Source organism: Aeromonas sp. TS_SC_11 (assembly GCF_057318915.1).
This window is the reverse complement of the sequence record NZ_CM170470.1, coordinates 2,691,900-2,706,135: the sequence shown is the minus strand read 5'-3', so window position 1 is coordinate 2,706,135 and position 14,236 is coordinate 2,691,900. Positions and strand designations below refer to the sequence as shown.

Sequence of the window (14,236 nt, the reverse complement as noted above, 5' to 3'; positions counted from 1 at the left end):
GCCGGTTCGAGTATGATCGCCCCCCGTTTCCAGCCCGTGTGCCCTATGTCCGTCATCGTCGATACCTTCATCGCCCCGCCCTGCGAGGCTGCCATCGAAATCCTGTTTGAAGATGAGCACCTGCTGCTGATCAACAAGCCGAGCGGCCTGCTCAGTCTGTCGGGCAAGAACCCGCAGAACCTTGACTCGGTCCACTACCGGCTGGTGCAAGATTATCCCGGCTGCACCCTGGTGCATCGCCTCGATTTTGGTACCTCAGGTCTCATGGTGGTGGCCAAAAACAAGGCCATCAATGCCCTGCTCTGCCAGCAGTTCAGCCAGCGGGTAGTGAGCAAGGCCTACAGCGCCCTGCTGTGCGGCCATCTGGCTGACGATGAGGGGGTGATCGATGCCCCTATCGCCAAGGATCCCGCTCTCTTCCCGCTGATGAAGATCTGCGCCGCCAGCGGCAAACCTGCTCGCTCCCGCTATGAGATCATTAAGCGGCTGGAACCACAGATGCAAAGTCAGACCGTGCCATTGACACGCGTGCGGCTGGTGCCGGAGACGGGGCGCACCCATCAACTGCGCATCCACTGCCAGCTGCTGGGTCACCCCATCCTCGGCTGCGATCTCTACGGCGGTCTTGTACTGCCAGGTACTGAGCTGACGCCACGGCTGATGCTGCATGCCAGCGAGCTGGATTTGGTGCATCCGGTGAGTGGCGAGCTGATGGCGGTCAGATGTGCCAGCCCCTTCTAGCGAGACGCGGCATCAAGACGGGGTGTGAGAACAGGCGAAGGCAACAAGAGAGGAAACAGAGGACCAACAGGGGAAAAACGGCAGATAAAAGATAGGGGCCGTGCTTTCGCAACGGCCCCCACCCCCCACTCGGTGTGGCTATCAGATCAGCTTGCGGGCGGCGCCCAGCACGATCTTGATGGCATCAGATTCGGTTCTCGCCATGGTTTCGGCGTTCGGGATTTCCTGCTGGGTACGGTTGACGATAACACCGGCTACCATACCGGCACGCAGGCCCTGGCTGGTGCACATGGTCAGCAGGGTGGCAGATTCCATCTCATAGTTCAGCACGCCCATGGCTTGCCACTCTTTCATGGAACCCTGGAAACGGCTCACTACGCGGCCGGATACGGTGTCGTAACGCTCCTGACCCGGGTAGAAGGTATCAGAAGAAGCAGTCACACCGATGTGCAGCTTGGAGCCCATCTCTTTGGCAGTGTTGACCAGTGCCGTGGTGCAGTCGAAGTCGGCAACAGCCGGGAACTCCATGGGTGCAAAGTGCAAGCTGGCACCGTCAAGGCGCACGGAACCGGTAGTCACGATCACATCGCCCACGTTCAGGTGCGGCTGGATGGCGCCTGTGGTGCCGATACGCAGGAAAGTATTGATACCCAGCTGGGCCAGCTCTTCTACCGCGATGGAGGTGGACGGGCCACCGATACCGGTAGAGCAGATGATCACGGCCTTGCCGTCCATCTCGCCGCGCCAGGTAGTGAACTCACGATGGCTGGCCAGGTGCACCGGGTTATCCAACAGCTCTGCGATGCGCTTGACGCGCTCGGGGTCACCGGGGACGATCGCCAGGGTGGCGCCTTGCAGATCAGCTTTCTTCAAACCCAAGTGAAAAACATCAGACATAGTGGACTCCTGGTTGCTCCCGGCCGACATGGTCAGGGCGCAAGTTAAGATGATTCTTGATGGTACTTTCAAACCTTCACTCCCCTCTCTGGGGAGGCGCCAACTATGGTCGAAAGCGCTTTCCAATTCCTTGAAGCACCTCACACTTCCACGCATTGAAAGTGACAAATCCAGAGCAAAACGTTTGCTAACTTGATGAATTTCTTGAAAAACGTTTTTCTGCCAAGAAAGGGGCAATCGGCCTTGTCAATCCCTGTCTCGCCCCGGTTTATCGGTACGTGATCGAGTCCATAAAGTTGCAAACAGGATACCATTGACCCCTTTTCATCCCCACTGACGATGCTATTTTGACGTCCGCATACCACTTAATGGCTAATCATACGGAGTCCATCATGGCGACATTCAAGTTCTATATTCCCGCAATCAACCTGATGGGAGCGGGCTGTCTGCAAGAGGCAGCGGCCGATATCAAGGGTTATGTGTAGCCCGCCGCGAAAAATGAAAAATCTGTCTGCCTAAAACGAAAAACCTCACCCTTGGTACTTTTATCAAACTTGATGGCACAGGAGTCGCCTAGTTTGATAAGCCCGTTAAACCGGCTTTAAACCTCTATTTCATAGGTCGGTAAGTCCGGCGCCTCTCCTGCAAGCTCCCCTCCCCTGTAAAATGCCTTCTTGCCGATGGCTACCCCGACACCGCGCACTGTGACGGAGCCCCCCGCCAGCGTATCCAGGGTGGTCGTGGTACTGGTCATGGCTGTAACGGTACCGACCAGCAGCGGGTCGGCACCGGGTACTAGCTCCAGGAATCGTTTGAACAGGTTCATACAAATCGCTCCACGCTCAATTGCTGGCGCACCGTCATGGCCATGTTCTGCAACGCAGCAGAGACCCTGACACCCCGGTTGTATCCCTTCCAGCCATCCACCGCGAGCAAGGCCCCCGGCAGGATGAGACCCGTATCTGCAGACAACGGCAACTCAATGGTCTGGGTGCGCTTGGGCATGGTCCTGGCCAGCCCCACCACGCCCTGGGCGCGGGCCGCCACCACATCGCACACCAGCGGATGGGTAATGCTCTGGGCCAGTTGCTCGCCCGCAGAGCCTTGCCGCACCACCCGCGCACTGATCCCCTGATGACCACCGCTGACCCAGATACCGTTTGCCGCCTGCCCTGGCTGGAAGTCACTGCCCAGAGTGGTGATGATGGCGCGGGGGATAGCCACATCAGCCAGCGCCGTCTCAAGCTGCCAGGGCACAGTGGAATAACGCGGCTTGATGACCAGGTGCCGGTTGCGTTGGTGTGGCAGCACAAAGCCACCGGCCGCCTCGGCCAGGTACTTGATCACCTCGATCGGCGTCTGGTTGTCCAGGCTGAAGAACCCAGCCGGTACCAGCCAATCCGCCGCCTGCCACTCCAGTGTCCAGCCAAACGGCAGCACGGCCGCCGCCAACTGGGCCATGGTGGCCGCCGCACTCTCGCTCACCGCTTGCGCCAATACATGGGTCGGCGACAGGTAGGCAGTGCGAGAGCGGCCGGTCAGGGTGGCCGACTCGCGGGCAAAGCTTTGGCTTGACTGCCAGCCATCGCACACGCACTCCCACTGCTGGCCGTTGATGTGGATGCTCACCTCTTCCTCATCGGTCAGAGCCGCCGCCGCAATGCGCGGGATCTGGGCACTGAACTGCCAGGCCCAGGAGTCGGTGTCGAGCTCGATATTCAGTGCGGTGGCCGGGATGTCGAGGCCATCGCGCACGCGCACAATGCTTGCTGTGTTACTCACCAGATAAATCCTCCGGGTCGGGATAACGATGCGGGCGTCTTGCCCGTGCCAGACAAACTCCAGTCCGGCATCGCCACGCTGGCGGCCGAACGCCAGTGTCTTGGTGCGCTTGTCCGGGCGCTCAGGGGTGATCGGCGGCTTGGGTGGCGGGCTTGTGCCCCACGGGGGCAGCATGGCCTCGTCCCAACCATCCAGCCAGTGCAGGTGCAGCGAGGCCCCCAACTGCCAGCGCTGGCCACCGATGACCTTGCCCAGCTTGGCCCCTTCCTGCCACTGGTCGGCCTGCCACACCTGATCAAAGCGCGGCGGGTTGCGATAGCCGCTTAACTGCCAGCGGCCGACATGTTCCCCCTCCACCCACAGCGAACGGATAGCAGCATGGCCAGGGGGCAGGTTGTCAACCTGTTGGCCATGGGCATGACCCAGCGGTGCCCCTTCCTCAAACACCCCTCGGTTCAGCTCATAGCGGGGTGGCATCAGATCCCCGTGCTCGACAACGGCGCGGCTTCCTGCCAGTCAGTGGCGCAAGTGGCGCGCTCAATGGCGGGACGTTGCCAATCACTGGCCACCCCACCGCTCACCAGATCCGCCCGCCCCCAATCACTGGCGCTGGCATGGCTCGGCCCCCGGAACACGTTCACGTCATAACCGGCATCAAAGTCGTGGATCACCGGCTCGGTGGTCACGGCCATGGCGCACTCGATGACGATGGTGCCCCGGAACTCGGCCACGGCAGCCGGGAGGGTGCTGGCCAGCGAGCCCTGGAAGATGAGCCCCACATCGACAGCCAGTGCGGGCGCGGCTATCTGGCCCGCCAGCACAGCGGGCAACACCAGCCCGGACGAACAGGCCAGCACAGGCGGCAAGGAGGTGCCCTGCAGCACCGCCTCATAGCGCACCACCTCGGCCTGGTTCAGCTCCAGATTGCCGTTGTTCTGGCGCGCCTTGCGCAGTTCAAGCGCCGCATCCTTTCTGGCCATAGGTGGCTCCGGTGGTTAGGTCTTGGCTTACGGTTCGGTGAGGGTGGCGGTGTTGATGCGCACCAGGGCCCCGGTAAACAGCTCGTTGGTGGGGATCTCCAGATCGGCGCCACTACCGGGTGGCCCCACGTCGAGATCCGCCACAAAGTCACCATCCCGATTGGCAAAGCGCCCCCAGGTGGGAGCACCGGATCCGGTGGCCATCTGCTCGGCCAGCGGCTTGAGGGTCAGCACCCCACCGGTCACCGACTGGGCACATGGCAGCTGGAACTGCAGCGTGACCAGCAACGGCTGGTCGGTGATGGCAGCACCCACTGCGGGGCGGCTGCCACCGTAGATCTTGAAGGTGGCCGGGGCGGCACTGCCCTGGTCGATGGCGTCGGCCAGTATCTGGGCGCGGGCGGTGCGCACCGAGTCGTGGAACTTGAGCATGGAAACCTCGCTAGACGATGTAAGGAGTCGGGGCTTGGTAGTCAGCCGCCACGGCGTTGTAATCGGCCGGGCCAAAGGCGGGATCGTCCTGGGCGACCAGCATGTAACGCCGGTTCAACCAGAGGTGATCGAACCGGTAGACCCCATCGGCCGCACTGCTGTAGGTTTCCGCCACCAGATACCCATCCTGGCTAAAGCAGAGTACCCGGCGCCTGACCCCCTCCCCGTTGATGGTCACCCGGTTGCTGATGTAACCCTGAGCCACGTTCTGTAACCCATCACGGACCCAGAAATAGTCATGTCCCTTGCAGACAATGGACTGGCTCATCTGTTGCACGTTGACCGGCCCTGGATAGAGCTGCGGGGTGCCACTCCAGGCCACATCCTGCGGCTGGAACTGGCTGCGGGGCTCTTGGTTGGCGGGGGTAGCGGTGAGGCTGACCGACTTGATGACCGGCTCACCCCGAGAGTAGGTCTGGCGCTCGGCGATCTCACCGGCCGTCAGGATGCGGTCATAGATGGCCACATGGGACAGCTGACAATTACCATTGGTTGTGCCATTGAAGTAATAGCCACCCAGCACCAGATAGGTGTTGGCCAACTGCAAGAACATATCAAACGGCACCGTCATGCCGGCATCCAGCACCCCATCGATATAAATCCGGGTGCTGGCGGTAGCGGCTTCATACTGCATCACTACATGATGGGCACCGAATGACAGGGTTTCCCAAGTTAACGCTGACGGATAAATAGTCGTTGTGAGGGGTGGGTTGATATTTTGGTACGAACAAAACTGCAAGGTGTCCTGGTAAATAATCATGTAGCGATTATCGAACCCAGTAAGCGGCTGATTGACGCCAAACACCGTGCTGTAAGCGCCCCCGTCTTTTGCCCCCGCCAGCCTGAACCACCCCTCAATGGCCACTATTTTTGGCAAAGTGGCTTGCGCTATCCGTAGCACCGCATTGACATTACCGGTCAGCATTGAAGGCCGCAGATCGCTGTTCATCGGACCCTGGCCAAATGATGGCGTACCATGGGCCGCCAAATGGCGGCCGTTACCGCTATGGTCCTGATTGTCGGCCAGCGGCCAGAATGCGATGGGATTGGCCGCTTTGATGGTGTCATAGAGCGTTGTCATGACTACCTCCAGGGGCCGGTCAAATCAAACCCCATCAGACCGCGCTGGCCTGCTGTTTGCTGCGACTCCACATACCCCACCAGAATAAAGCGGGTCACCTTGTCGGGTATCGCTGGCAAGTCCCGGAAGTTCTTTCTATCCCATGCCGCCGGTGAACCATATGGCACGATCAAGCCAGGCTGATAACCCCGGAGATGGTTGCCCGACTCCAGCACCATGATGGGGTCGGTGGAGAGATAAAAACCGTTGTCAGGGCCGTTGGGAATGGGCAGGCCAGAGCCAAACACACCAAACAAGCCTTTCTGCCACCAGGGCGTGGAGCCAAACAGCTGATGGTAAGGACGAGCAATCGTTTTGTGTGAGGTGTTATCGAACACCGGATAGGGATTGCCATAGCTACTGCTGTTGTTGCCTGCACCATTCGACCACATTCTGCTTGTATCGCTGGCTGATGTGGTTGGATACCAGTTCAACACCGCATGATAGCGATCCCCCGGCCGCACCGACTTGAGGTAGCCAAAGCTATAGATGAACTGGTAGTTGGCCAAGGCATAGGCTGGCAAGAAATAGAACAGCTGGCTGTCACCGATGAGATCCCAACGACCATTGGAATAGCGCTTGGTCGCCGGCCAGCGGGCCTCATAGATAGTGGTATAGGTGTTGATGTCCACCACATCCTCGACCATGAACACCTTGGCCAGATAGGCGTTACTGGTGCCGGTCCAGCCGCTGAAAGCGGTGTTGTCGATACGAAGGCTCACATTGCCCGACTCGCTGACGTTGGTCGGCTTGATGATGAACACCTTGCCGTCACCGCTCTCGTGGGTGATGGTCCAACCGAGCGGCGCCACCTTCATGGTCATGGCCGCGCCAGACCCCGACGCCCCCGGCTCCCCGGCATCCAGCTCGAACCACACCTGGGTGCTGCTGACCTGCATCACTCGATGCTCACCGTTGTAGGCCGCAGGGCTCACCCCGCCAACCTCAACCACAGAGTCTTGCAGGTAGGCATGACCACCGGAGAAGGTAGCCACCGCCCAGCCCTTGGCTGCATCCCAGGCCAGTGCGTTGATGGTAAGGGTGCCAAAGCCGGTCACCATGACCGCCTTGAGCAGCGCAGCCAGCGCCCCATCGGCGGTATCCCCCAGGCTCGGGGCGCCCTGCATTTCACTCGCGTACCATTTCACGGGATAAGCCATTGCGTCAGTCTCCATCAGTGAGGCCCTGGCTGTCAGGTCCTGCCCCACGGCAAAATAAAGGGGTGGGGCGCTCTCTACAAAAAAATGCCCCACCGTGTTCACTGCCACATCAGCGGTTAACGTTGCCGCGCAGTTGCAGCTCGAACTTGTCGCTTTCACTGGCCGCCACCGACTGCAAAATTGTGCGGATAACCCAAATCGGGAAGTTGGCCGATTTGGTGTTGAACCGCAGCACGTTGCCGGTGGCCCAACCTGTGCCCCATCCCCGCTTGTCCAGCCGAAAATAGGGCTGGCCATTGTTGGGGTTGACCGGGGCAAAGTCGGTGTTCACGTCACCCAGCGCTATCTGGCCCACATTCTCCCCGACCAGCACAAAGGAGGTGCTGGACTGGAAGATGATCGCCCAGCGCTCCTCTATGGTGGCCCGGTTGGTCACCACCAGAGGAAAGTCGGTGTCGTTGTACTGGGCCGTTGACTGGTCGCCGTCCACGTAGTCCTGCCATTTGTTCGTCCATACCTTCTGGTCGAACAGGCTGGTGTAACGGGACCACAGATCCCCCATGATGAGCGCGCTCGACACATGGGTGTCGGTGGCGTCATAGGCATGGGACAAGGGCCGCGCCAGGCGTAGGCGGCCGGAGATCTCCACATCGGTGACCAGGCTCATGTCCTCGATGCGATGCACCACCGCCAGCGGCTCCAGATAACCGGTCAGGTCCAGCGGGCTGGCCAAGGTGACGATCCCGCTGTCCAGGTTGACGCTGTAGAGCGCCGGCGCCAGTTGCTTGCCGTCCTTGTCCTCCACATGGGCATAAGCCAGCCGCTCACGGTTGGTATTGAGCTGCTGACCCGCAGTGACCCCCATCGGGAAGGCACTGCGGCGGGTGGAATGCACCACGGCGATATTACCCTTGCGGATAAACGGCACCCGGCCGTCAGACGGCAGCCGCACCGGATCCAGCCCTATGATGTCGGCATCGAGCGGCAGATAGCTGAACACCACGCAGTTGAACCGGATGGTGTCAGCCACCACGCTGATGGGCTTCCAGATCTTGCCATCTTCCCCCACGGCCTCGGCGTCATACCAGGGCTGGGCCTCAAAGCCGGCGGCCGTGACCTTGCGGCCAAAGCGCACCTGCACGATGCCGGTCTGGTAGCTCACCCGGCCGTCCATGTCGGTGGTGGTGAAATAGCCGTCCCCGTCTGCCGTGGCCTCGATACGGCGCCCGCTCGCGGTGTTGGCGGCGATGTAGAGGCTACCCGGGGCCAATGGGGCGCCAGGGGTGCGGAAGGTCACCGCATCCACCGACTGGGCACTGAACGAGGTAGCCAGCGACAGCAGCGCAGGCTGGGCAGCCTGCCCCGCTGCCCAGTCAGCCAGCACCGCCAACCCGTTGGAGTAGTCGATGGTGCCTGCCTGAATGCCAGAGCCGGTTTCAGGGTCAGGGTTGCGATAGAGCAGCCCCTGCCGGTCAACGTAGGTGCTTCCCCCTAAGGTGAAGCGCATCGAGCCCTCCAGGATCGCCTCGGCAAAGCCGGGGGTCACGTCGATACGCAGCGCCTGCGCGGTCAGGGTGGCATTCTGGGCCTGCGCACTGTTGTTGTTGCGGTAGGTCACATCCACCCAGCCCTGCTCACCATCAGGAAAGGTGTACGCCGTGGTGTGGTACTGGATCCCGGTCATGGTCCAGCGCTGCACCGCGATCAGGTTGTTGCCATCCCAGCGGGTGCCCACCGTCACCCAGGCATAGGTCGGCTTGGGCAAGGGGGCACTGCCGTCCGGCATGAAATGCAGGGTGCCGGCCGTGTAGTCGATGGCCCCCAGCTCCACCCCGCTGGCATCGCGCAGCTTGCCCTGACCGTCATCGCGCAAGGTGATGATGGGGTCGCGGGTCTCAATCACCAGCTCCTGATCGTCCACGTCAAACTTGTGGTACAGGGCATTGAACTTGACGAACACCGAGCCCGGGGTGAGGTTGGTCGCCCCACCGCCCGACCCGTCCAGGGTGATGGAGAGGTGCCCCACCTGCCCCGGTGTGCTCAGCCGCCCAGGTTCGATATGGCGCTCGGTCACCGGCTCACCGTACTGATATTGGGCCGCATACTCCTGACCAAGCGCTGGCAGGGTGATGTGCTCCAGATCGATGATGCCCTCGGCATAGTTGATGGTGCCGGTGATGTCGCCCCGGATCTTGCCATCCCCCACCGAATCGTTGGCGGTCAGGCCCGCGCCCCAGGTCAGGATCAGACTCTTGGGGGTGATCCCGGTGTGGGGCAGTTGCCATGCGCTCTTGCTGATGCTGATCGCCTGGCCGCTGCGGTTGGTGTAGTTCACCGGGGTGGCCCAGCTGAACATGATGGAGGTGTCCACATCCGGCAGCGCCCCCAGGGTCAGCATGACCGAGCCGGTGGCCAGATTGATGGTGCCAGAGCCATAGGAGAGATCCGCCCCGCGCAGTTCCCCTCGCCCGTTGTCCTTCAAGTCGTACCATTTCCCCTGCGCCATGAATGACACAGTGGTGGTGCCAGGTGCCGGGGTCGGCATCAGGGTGATGGTGTAGGCATAACCCCGGTTGTTGGCCTTGACCTCGATCCGCGCCGTGTCGGCAATCCGTGATGGACGGGCGGCTGGCCAGAAGCTCACCGTTTTGCTGGCCGCGCCGTAGTTCGGGCACTGGGCATTGAACTCACATTGACCACGGCCATAGTCGATGGCACCGATTATCGTGCCGGCCACCACCAGTTCGCCGCCCCGGTCGGTGATCACCGCCGCGCCGATAGTGATGGTCACTGTGCCGGGCTTGGCGCCGCTGCCAAGGAACAAGCCCCGGCTCGGGGCGATATTGGCGGCCGTGTTGAAGCTCACCAGCCCCTGGCCAGAATCCACCAGACTGGCCAGCTCACCGGCGGCGGTGAGATCCACGGCCGGGGTTTCGCTGCGGGCCGCCGGCACCAGCTGGGTGAAAATGGTCTTGGTCTTCACCTGCAGGGCGCCGAACGCCGCATCTTCCGCCATCTTGGTACTGGCATAGTAGTTGGCCGCATCGGCCACCACGGTTTCGCGCAGGCTGGTCTTGACGTTGGTCACCACGTCATAGGGGGTCGGCTGTTCTCCCTCGAAGGTGTAGCGCAAGGGATCGGCCAGGGTGCAGGTGATGACGTTGCGGGTGAACTCTGGCGCCCCCTGCACCTGGAACTTGGCCAGCTGCTGATTCACTTCAAGGACGCGCACATACTGCTCGAACTCGCCGGCCTTGCCCTCGTTGCCGACCAGCACCAGAGTCTCGCCAATCTCTGGCAGGCGCACCTCGACCCGCTGGAAGAAGCGGATCGCCCGCTGCCCTTCCAGCTGGGTGTCGTAGAGAAACCCCCGCCACTTGGGCCCTCGGGCCAGATAGCGCTCCACCACGTCACGGGCTTTGTCGCGGGTGTCGTGATGGTCTTTGGTGGTCATCAGCGCCAGCCCCACATTGGGGTCGGTCGGCGGCAGCAGCACGGTGGCATTGGCGCCGAAATAGGTGTCGGTGTCGTCGGTCTGTACGGCCAGGAACACCTTGCGCAGGTTGACCACGCCATAGGCGCGGTCCAGATCGCTGATGTCGGGGAATATGCTATTGTGCTCGCCGCTGACGATTTCCCTGCCGGTGAGGCGGCCACCGCCATCGGCGGTATCCGTCATGCGCTGGCTGGCCATCAGCTTGATATCGCCGGAAAGAATGGTCATGGGCTTACCTCGGTGAAATTCAGGGTCAGGGCATAGGGCTCGCCCGCCTCGGGGTCAGCCATCTCGATCAGGGCCGTTACCACCACGCCGGGGCGGCGCCAGATGACGGTGCGGGCCACTCCGTCCAGCAGGGTCAGGGTCAGCAACTGACCCGGCACCGCCTCCAGCGCCTTGAGGCGCAGCACTGTGGCGCGGGCGCAATGACCGACCAGGGTAATGGGGCGTCCCTCTGGCCTGGGGGTCTCCTCCACCAGCAGCGCCCCGGATAGGGTCGGCGTCACCACCTGTTCGACGGGCGACCAGTCAAACTCGTCACGCCAGATCAGATCATCGGGCAGCAGCTCGCTGTTTAAGGTCACGTTCATGAGCGCAATCCCTGCTGTTTAAGGAGACTGATAAAGGCGTTGGCATTGGCCTCGTCGGCCTGCACCTCGGCTCTGGCGCCGCTTGGCCCACGCAGTTCGATGATGTGCCGCTGGGGTTGGCCCTGATTGAACGGGGCTTGGGAGGGCGGTTGTGAGCCAGGGTCTGACTGGCCTGCTGCCGATGTACTGGCGATTTGAGCCTGCTCTGACTCCTTGGCCTGGGCCTTGCTGAGCTCGGCCTTGAGCTGGGCCCGCATGGCCTCCATCTCCTTTTGGAACTTCTCGCCGTAATACTTGCTCCACTCGCTATAGGCCGGAATGTCTTTGACCTTCTGGCTGTAGCGGGCCAGCTCCTCTTCCACGCCTGCAAGCGTGTTGGCCAGGCCATCGGCATTGCCGCGCAGGCTGTTGATATCCACGCTCTTGTAGTAGAAAGATCCTGCATTGACGGTCCGAGTGTTGCCATTGCCGCCCCCTCCGCCACTGGAGAGGCTGGTGTTGGTCTGTTCAGCCTCGTCCTGCACACCCTTGAGCCCGGCCCGCATGGCATCGGTCGCCCCCTTGGCCCGCGCGGCAGCCTCATCAAAACCATCGCCAATGGCCGCCACTGCCTTTTTGGCCTCACCGCTGCCCCCTTTCACCTTGCTCATGGCGTCGCTTGCGATGGCCATGGAACGGGCCAGCGCATCGCCGGTGATCTTGCCCTGGGCGGCCAGCTGCTGCTGGCGCTCAATCACCGCATCGAGCTCGGCCTTGGTCTTGGCGCTGTTGTAGGCACTGGCCAGCGCCTCCTCGATGGCGGCCGCGCTGGTGCCGGTATGCTGTACCAGCACATCCAGCGCGCCCAGGGTCTTCTGAAAGCCCGCGCCGATGCGGCCATTGGCCCGCTCGAAGTCCAGCCCCAACGTCTCGAAGGCCTTGGCCAGCTTGGCCGGGCCATCTGCCGCCGTCTGCTTGGCGACGGCATTAATTTCGCCTAGGTAGTCGCGAGTAACCTTGGCCTCATCCCCCAGGGTTTTGACGGCGGCTGCACCTTGTCGCCAGCTACCGGTGGCCTCGTCGTAATGCACCTTGCCATCACGCACAGCGCGATCGAGATCCGCCATGCTGGTGATAGCCACCCCCAGCTCGGCCGACAGTGCCGCAAATTGGCCGCTGAGGCGGGCCTGGGTTTCCGAGCGCAGGGTCTGCGCCTCTCTGAGGGCCAGCTCGGCCTGCACCAGTTGGCGCAGGGCAGCGGCGAACTGGGTGATCTGGATGATGGCCTCCACCGTCACGGCAGCCAGCAACCCCTTGACCGCTGCGCCCAAGGCTCTAACCCCGATGGCGGCACCTGCCGCCACAGTACCGGCCGTGGTCATGCCGCCGGCCGCCGTGGCCGTCGCAGTGGGCAGGGCGATGAACTGGGCGTAGAGGCTGCGCAGATCCCCGATCCAGCCGACAATCTTGAACCCTATCCAAGCCTGGGCCAGCACGGTCAGCGCAGTGCGCCACTCGGAGAGGGTCTGGATCAGGGACTTGAGGGTTTCCCCGAGCGAGATGAAGCCATCAGAAAGACGCTGCGCCCAGGCTTGCAGGCGGCCATCCCTGGCCATCGCCTCAAACTCGGCATTGAGGTTGGCCAGCTGGCCCTTGAGCCAATCCAGCGCACCGGACTCGCTCACCAAACGGTAGAACTTGGCCAGGTTGTCCTGGGCGTTGGAAATCAGCCCGGAGAGCAGGCTCATGTTGTCACGGGCGGCCCCGGAGGATTGGGCCGCGATCTCGTTCATCAGGGCGGCAATGGTGTCACGGCCGAGCTTGCCAGCCTCGGAGAGCTTCTGCAGCTCGGCGGTGTTCTTGCCGGTCACCTGCTCCAGCAGTTGCCAGACCGGCACCCCGCGCTCAATGAGTTGCAGGATCTCTTCGCCCTGCAGCTTCTGCTTGGCCCAGGCCTGGCCAAGTGCCAGGGAGATGCCTTGCACCTCTTCAAAGCCACCGCCCAGCTTGTAGGCTTGATCGACGATGCCCTGCATGGCGCCCGCCATGGGGTCGATGCCAAAGGCTTTCAGGCGGACAAACACCTGGGTCACTTCATCGAGCTGCAGCGGGGTATTCTTGGCAAAATCCTGGATCCAGGCGCTGGCCTCGGCCCCACCGGCAATGGTTCCCATCACCGCCTTGAGCTGCACATCGAGCCGCTCGGCCTGGTCACCGGCCTTGAACATGGCCACAAGCTGGGCAGTCAAGGTCTGCAACCCGAACCAGGTACCGGCCATGGCCACCAGGCGGCCAGTCAGGCTGCCGATGGCCCCCTGAAAGCCTCCAGCCCGCTGGCTGCCCTGGCTAAGTTCGCGCCCCAGCCGTTCGGTCTGGGCGACCGTCTGGGCCAGTTCACGCTGCAGGCGCTGCTGCTCCTGGCTAAGGTTCCTGGTATCGAGACCGGATTGGGTGAGGCCTGCATGCAAGCGGGTATGGCTGGCGGCCTGAGCGACCAGCTGGCGCTCCAGCTGCTTGACCTCGGAGGCCAGCAGCCGTTCCTGGTCAGCCAGCGCCTTGGCGTCCCCCGTACCCGCCTGTTGCTCGGCACGCAACTGCGCCAGCTTGTCACGGCTCAACACAGTCGCCAGTTCGAGCTGGGTCAGAGCGGCTTTGGCATCATTGAACTGCTGGATCAGCGCCTGCTGCTGGCTTAATCCCTCCAGCGTTTGCGCCAGCCGCTCGGTCTCGGCGGCGGTCTCATCGGAAACGGGGCCCAGTTCCCGCACCTCACCCGCCAGCGCGGCCAGATCCTCGCGGCCGGTGACTTTGGCCGCCAGCTCTAGCGCAAGTTTGAGGGTGGTAGAGGTGGACATGGAGCTATCTCGTTAAAGTGCGATAGCTCCCATTTTGAAATTTATAAGTAGGTTTAAGGGTTTATGGTGGATTAAAGAGTATTGCGTCCCAAACGGTACACTCGTATGATTTGGCGGTCACTCGACGTTAGGCGCTTGAGT

At 62.1% G+C, this 14,236-nt stretch carries 11 protein-coding genes; 1 reads left to right on the top strand and 10 read right to left on the bottom strand.

The genetic code is table 11. From position 1 onward, the window contains the following. Positions 1–12 precede the first annotated feature (12 nt). Complete coding sequence (locus tag AC1P02_RS12755; protein WP_170946581.1) at positions 13–741, top strand: RluA family pseudouridine synthase; 729 nt, start codon at positions 13–15, stop codon at positions 739–741. Between the two features lie 141 nt (positions 742–882). On the opposite strand, the gene udp is transcribed toward AC1P02_RS12755, so the two are convergent. The 10 genes from udp to AC1P02_RS12705 all read right to left on the bottom strand — a co-directional run bounded on the left by udp (position 883) and on the right by AC1P02_RS12705 (position 14,095). Then, a complete protein-coding gene (gene udp, locus AC1P02_RS12750; RefSeq protein ID WP_005312923.1) occupies positions 883–1,638 on the bottom strand; it encodes a uridine phosphorylase in 756 nt (251 codons plus the stop codon). A gap of 601 nt (positions 1,639–2,239) precedes the next feature. Further along, positions 2,240–2,464: a hypothetical protein gene (locus AC1P02_RS12745; protein ID WP_290020259.1), complete on the bottom strand. Its 225-nt coding sequence runs from the start codon at positions 2,462–2,464 to the stop codon at positions 2,240–2,242. After that, positions 2,461–3,897, bottom strand: coding sequence for a hypothetical protein (locus AC1P02_RS12740; RefSeq protein WP_485182388.1), 1,437 nt, complete (start codon positions 3,895–3,897; stop codon positions 2,461–2,463). The genes AC1P02_RS12745 and AC1P02_RS12740 overlap by 4 nt, the downstream gene beginning before the upstream one ends. After that, the gene (locus tag AC1P02_RS12735; RefSeq protein WP_485182387.1) at positions 3,897–4,400 is read right to left on the bottom strand and encodes a hypothetical protein; all 504 of its coding nucleotides are present in this window, start codon (positions 4,398–4,400) and stop codon (positions 3,897–3,899) included. Before AC1P02_RS12735 ends, AC1P02_RS12740 begins: the two co-directional genes overlap by 1 nt. 27 nt (positions 4,401–4,427) lie before the next feature. Continuing rightward, entirely contained in the window at positions 4,428–4,832 is a 405-nt protein-coding gene (locus AC1P02_RS12730; RefSeq protein ID WP_125729433.1) for a hypothetical protein, read from the bottom strand. A gap of 10 nt (positions 4,833–4,842) precedes the next feature. Continuing rightward, positions 4,843–5,973, bottom strand: a complete 1,131-nt coding sequence (locus AC1P02_RS12725) for a LamG-like jellyroll fold domain-containing protein (RefSeq protein WP_485182386.1) — start codon at positions 5,971–5,973, stop codon at positions 4,843–4,845. A 2-nt stretch (positions 5,974–5,975) separates the two neighbouring features. Further along, positions 5,976–7,172, bottom strand: a complete 1,197-nt coding sequence (locus AC1P02_RS12720) for a hypothetical protein (RefSeq protein WP_485182385.1) — start codon at positions 7,170–7,172, stop codon at positions 5,976–5,978. 109 nt (positions 7,173–7,281) lie between these two features. Next, positions 7,282–10,896 carry a curculin (mannose-binding) lectin protein gene (locus AC1P02_RS12715; protein WP_485182384.1) on the bottom strand — a complete coding sequence of 1,205 codons (3,615 nt, stop codon included), beginning with the start codon at positions 10,894–10,896 and terminating at the stop codon, positions 7,282–7,284. After that, positions 10,893–11,261, bottom strand: coding sequence for a hypothetical protein (locus AC1P02_RS12710; RefSeq protein WP_096119298.1), 369 nt, complete (start codon positions 11,259–11,261; stop codon positions 10,893–10,895). Before AC1P02_RS12710 ends, AC1P02_RS12715 begins: the two co-directional genes overlap by 4 nt. Further along, complete coding sequence (locus AC1P02_RS12705) at positions 11,258–14,095, bottom strand: tape measure protein (protein ID WP_485182383.1); 2,838 nt, start codon at positions 14,093–14,095, stop codon at positions 11,258–11,260. Before AC1P02_RS12705 ends, AC1P02_RS12710 begins: the two co-directional genes overlap by 4 nt. Between the last annotated feature and the right edge of the window lie 141 nt (positions 14,096–14,236).

Bases quoted from the DNA above. Each gene is read 5' to 3' on its own strand.
- AC1P02_RS12755 (WP_170946581.1), top strand. From the start codon at position 13: ATGATCGCCCCCCGTTTCCAGCCCGTGTGCCCTATGTCCGTCATCGTC.
- udp (WP_005312923.1), bottom strand. From the start codon at position 1,638: ATGTCTGATGTTTTTCACTTGGGTTTGAAGAAAGCTGATCTGCAAGGC.
- AC1P02_RS12745 (WP_290020259.1), bottom strand. From the start codon at position 2,464: ATGAACCTGTTCAAACGATTCCTGGAGCTAGTACCCGGTGCCGACCCG.
- AC1P02_RS12740 (WP_485182388.1), bottom strand. From the start codon at position 3,897: ATGCCACCCCGCTATGAGCTGAACCGAGGGGTGTTTGAGGAAGGGGCA.
- AC1P02_RS12735 (WP_485182387.1), bottom strand. From the start codon at position 4,400: ATGGCCAGAAAGGATGCGGCGCTTGAACTGCGCAAGGCGCGCCAGAAC.
- AC1P02_RS12730 (WP_125729433.1), bottom strand. From the start codon at position 4,832: ATGCTCAAGTTCCACGACTCGGTGCGCACCGCCCGCGCCCAGATACTG.
- AC1P02_RS12725 (WP_485182386.1), bottom strand. From the start codon at position 5,973: ATGACAACGCTCTATGACACCATCAAAGCGGCCAATCCCATCGCATTC.
- AC1P02_RS12720 (WP_485182385.1), bottom strand. From the start codon at position 7,172: ATGGCTTATCCCGTGAAATGGTACGCGAGTGAAATGCAGGGCGCCCCG.
- AC1P02_RS12715 (WP_485182384.1), bottom strand. From the start codon at position 10,896: ATGACCATTCTTTCCGGCGATATCAAGCTGATGGCCAGCCAGCGCATG.
- AC1P02_RS12710 (WP_096119298.1), bottom strand. From the start codon at position 11,261: ATGAACGTGACCTTAAACAGCGAGCTGCTGCCCGATGATCTGATCTGG.
- AC1P02_RS12705 (WP_485182383.1), bottom strand. From the start codon at position 14,095: ATGTCCACCTCTACCACCCTCAAACTTGCGCTAGAGCTGGCGGCCAAA.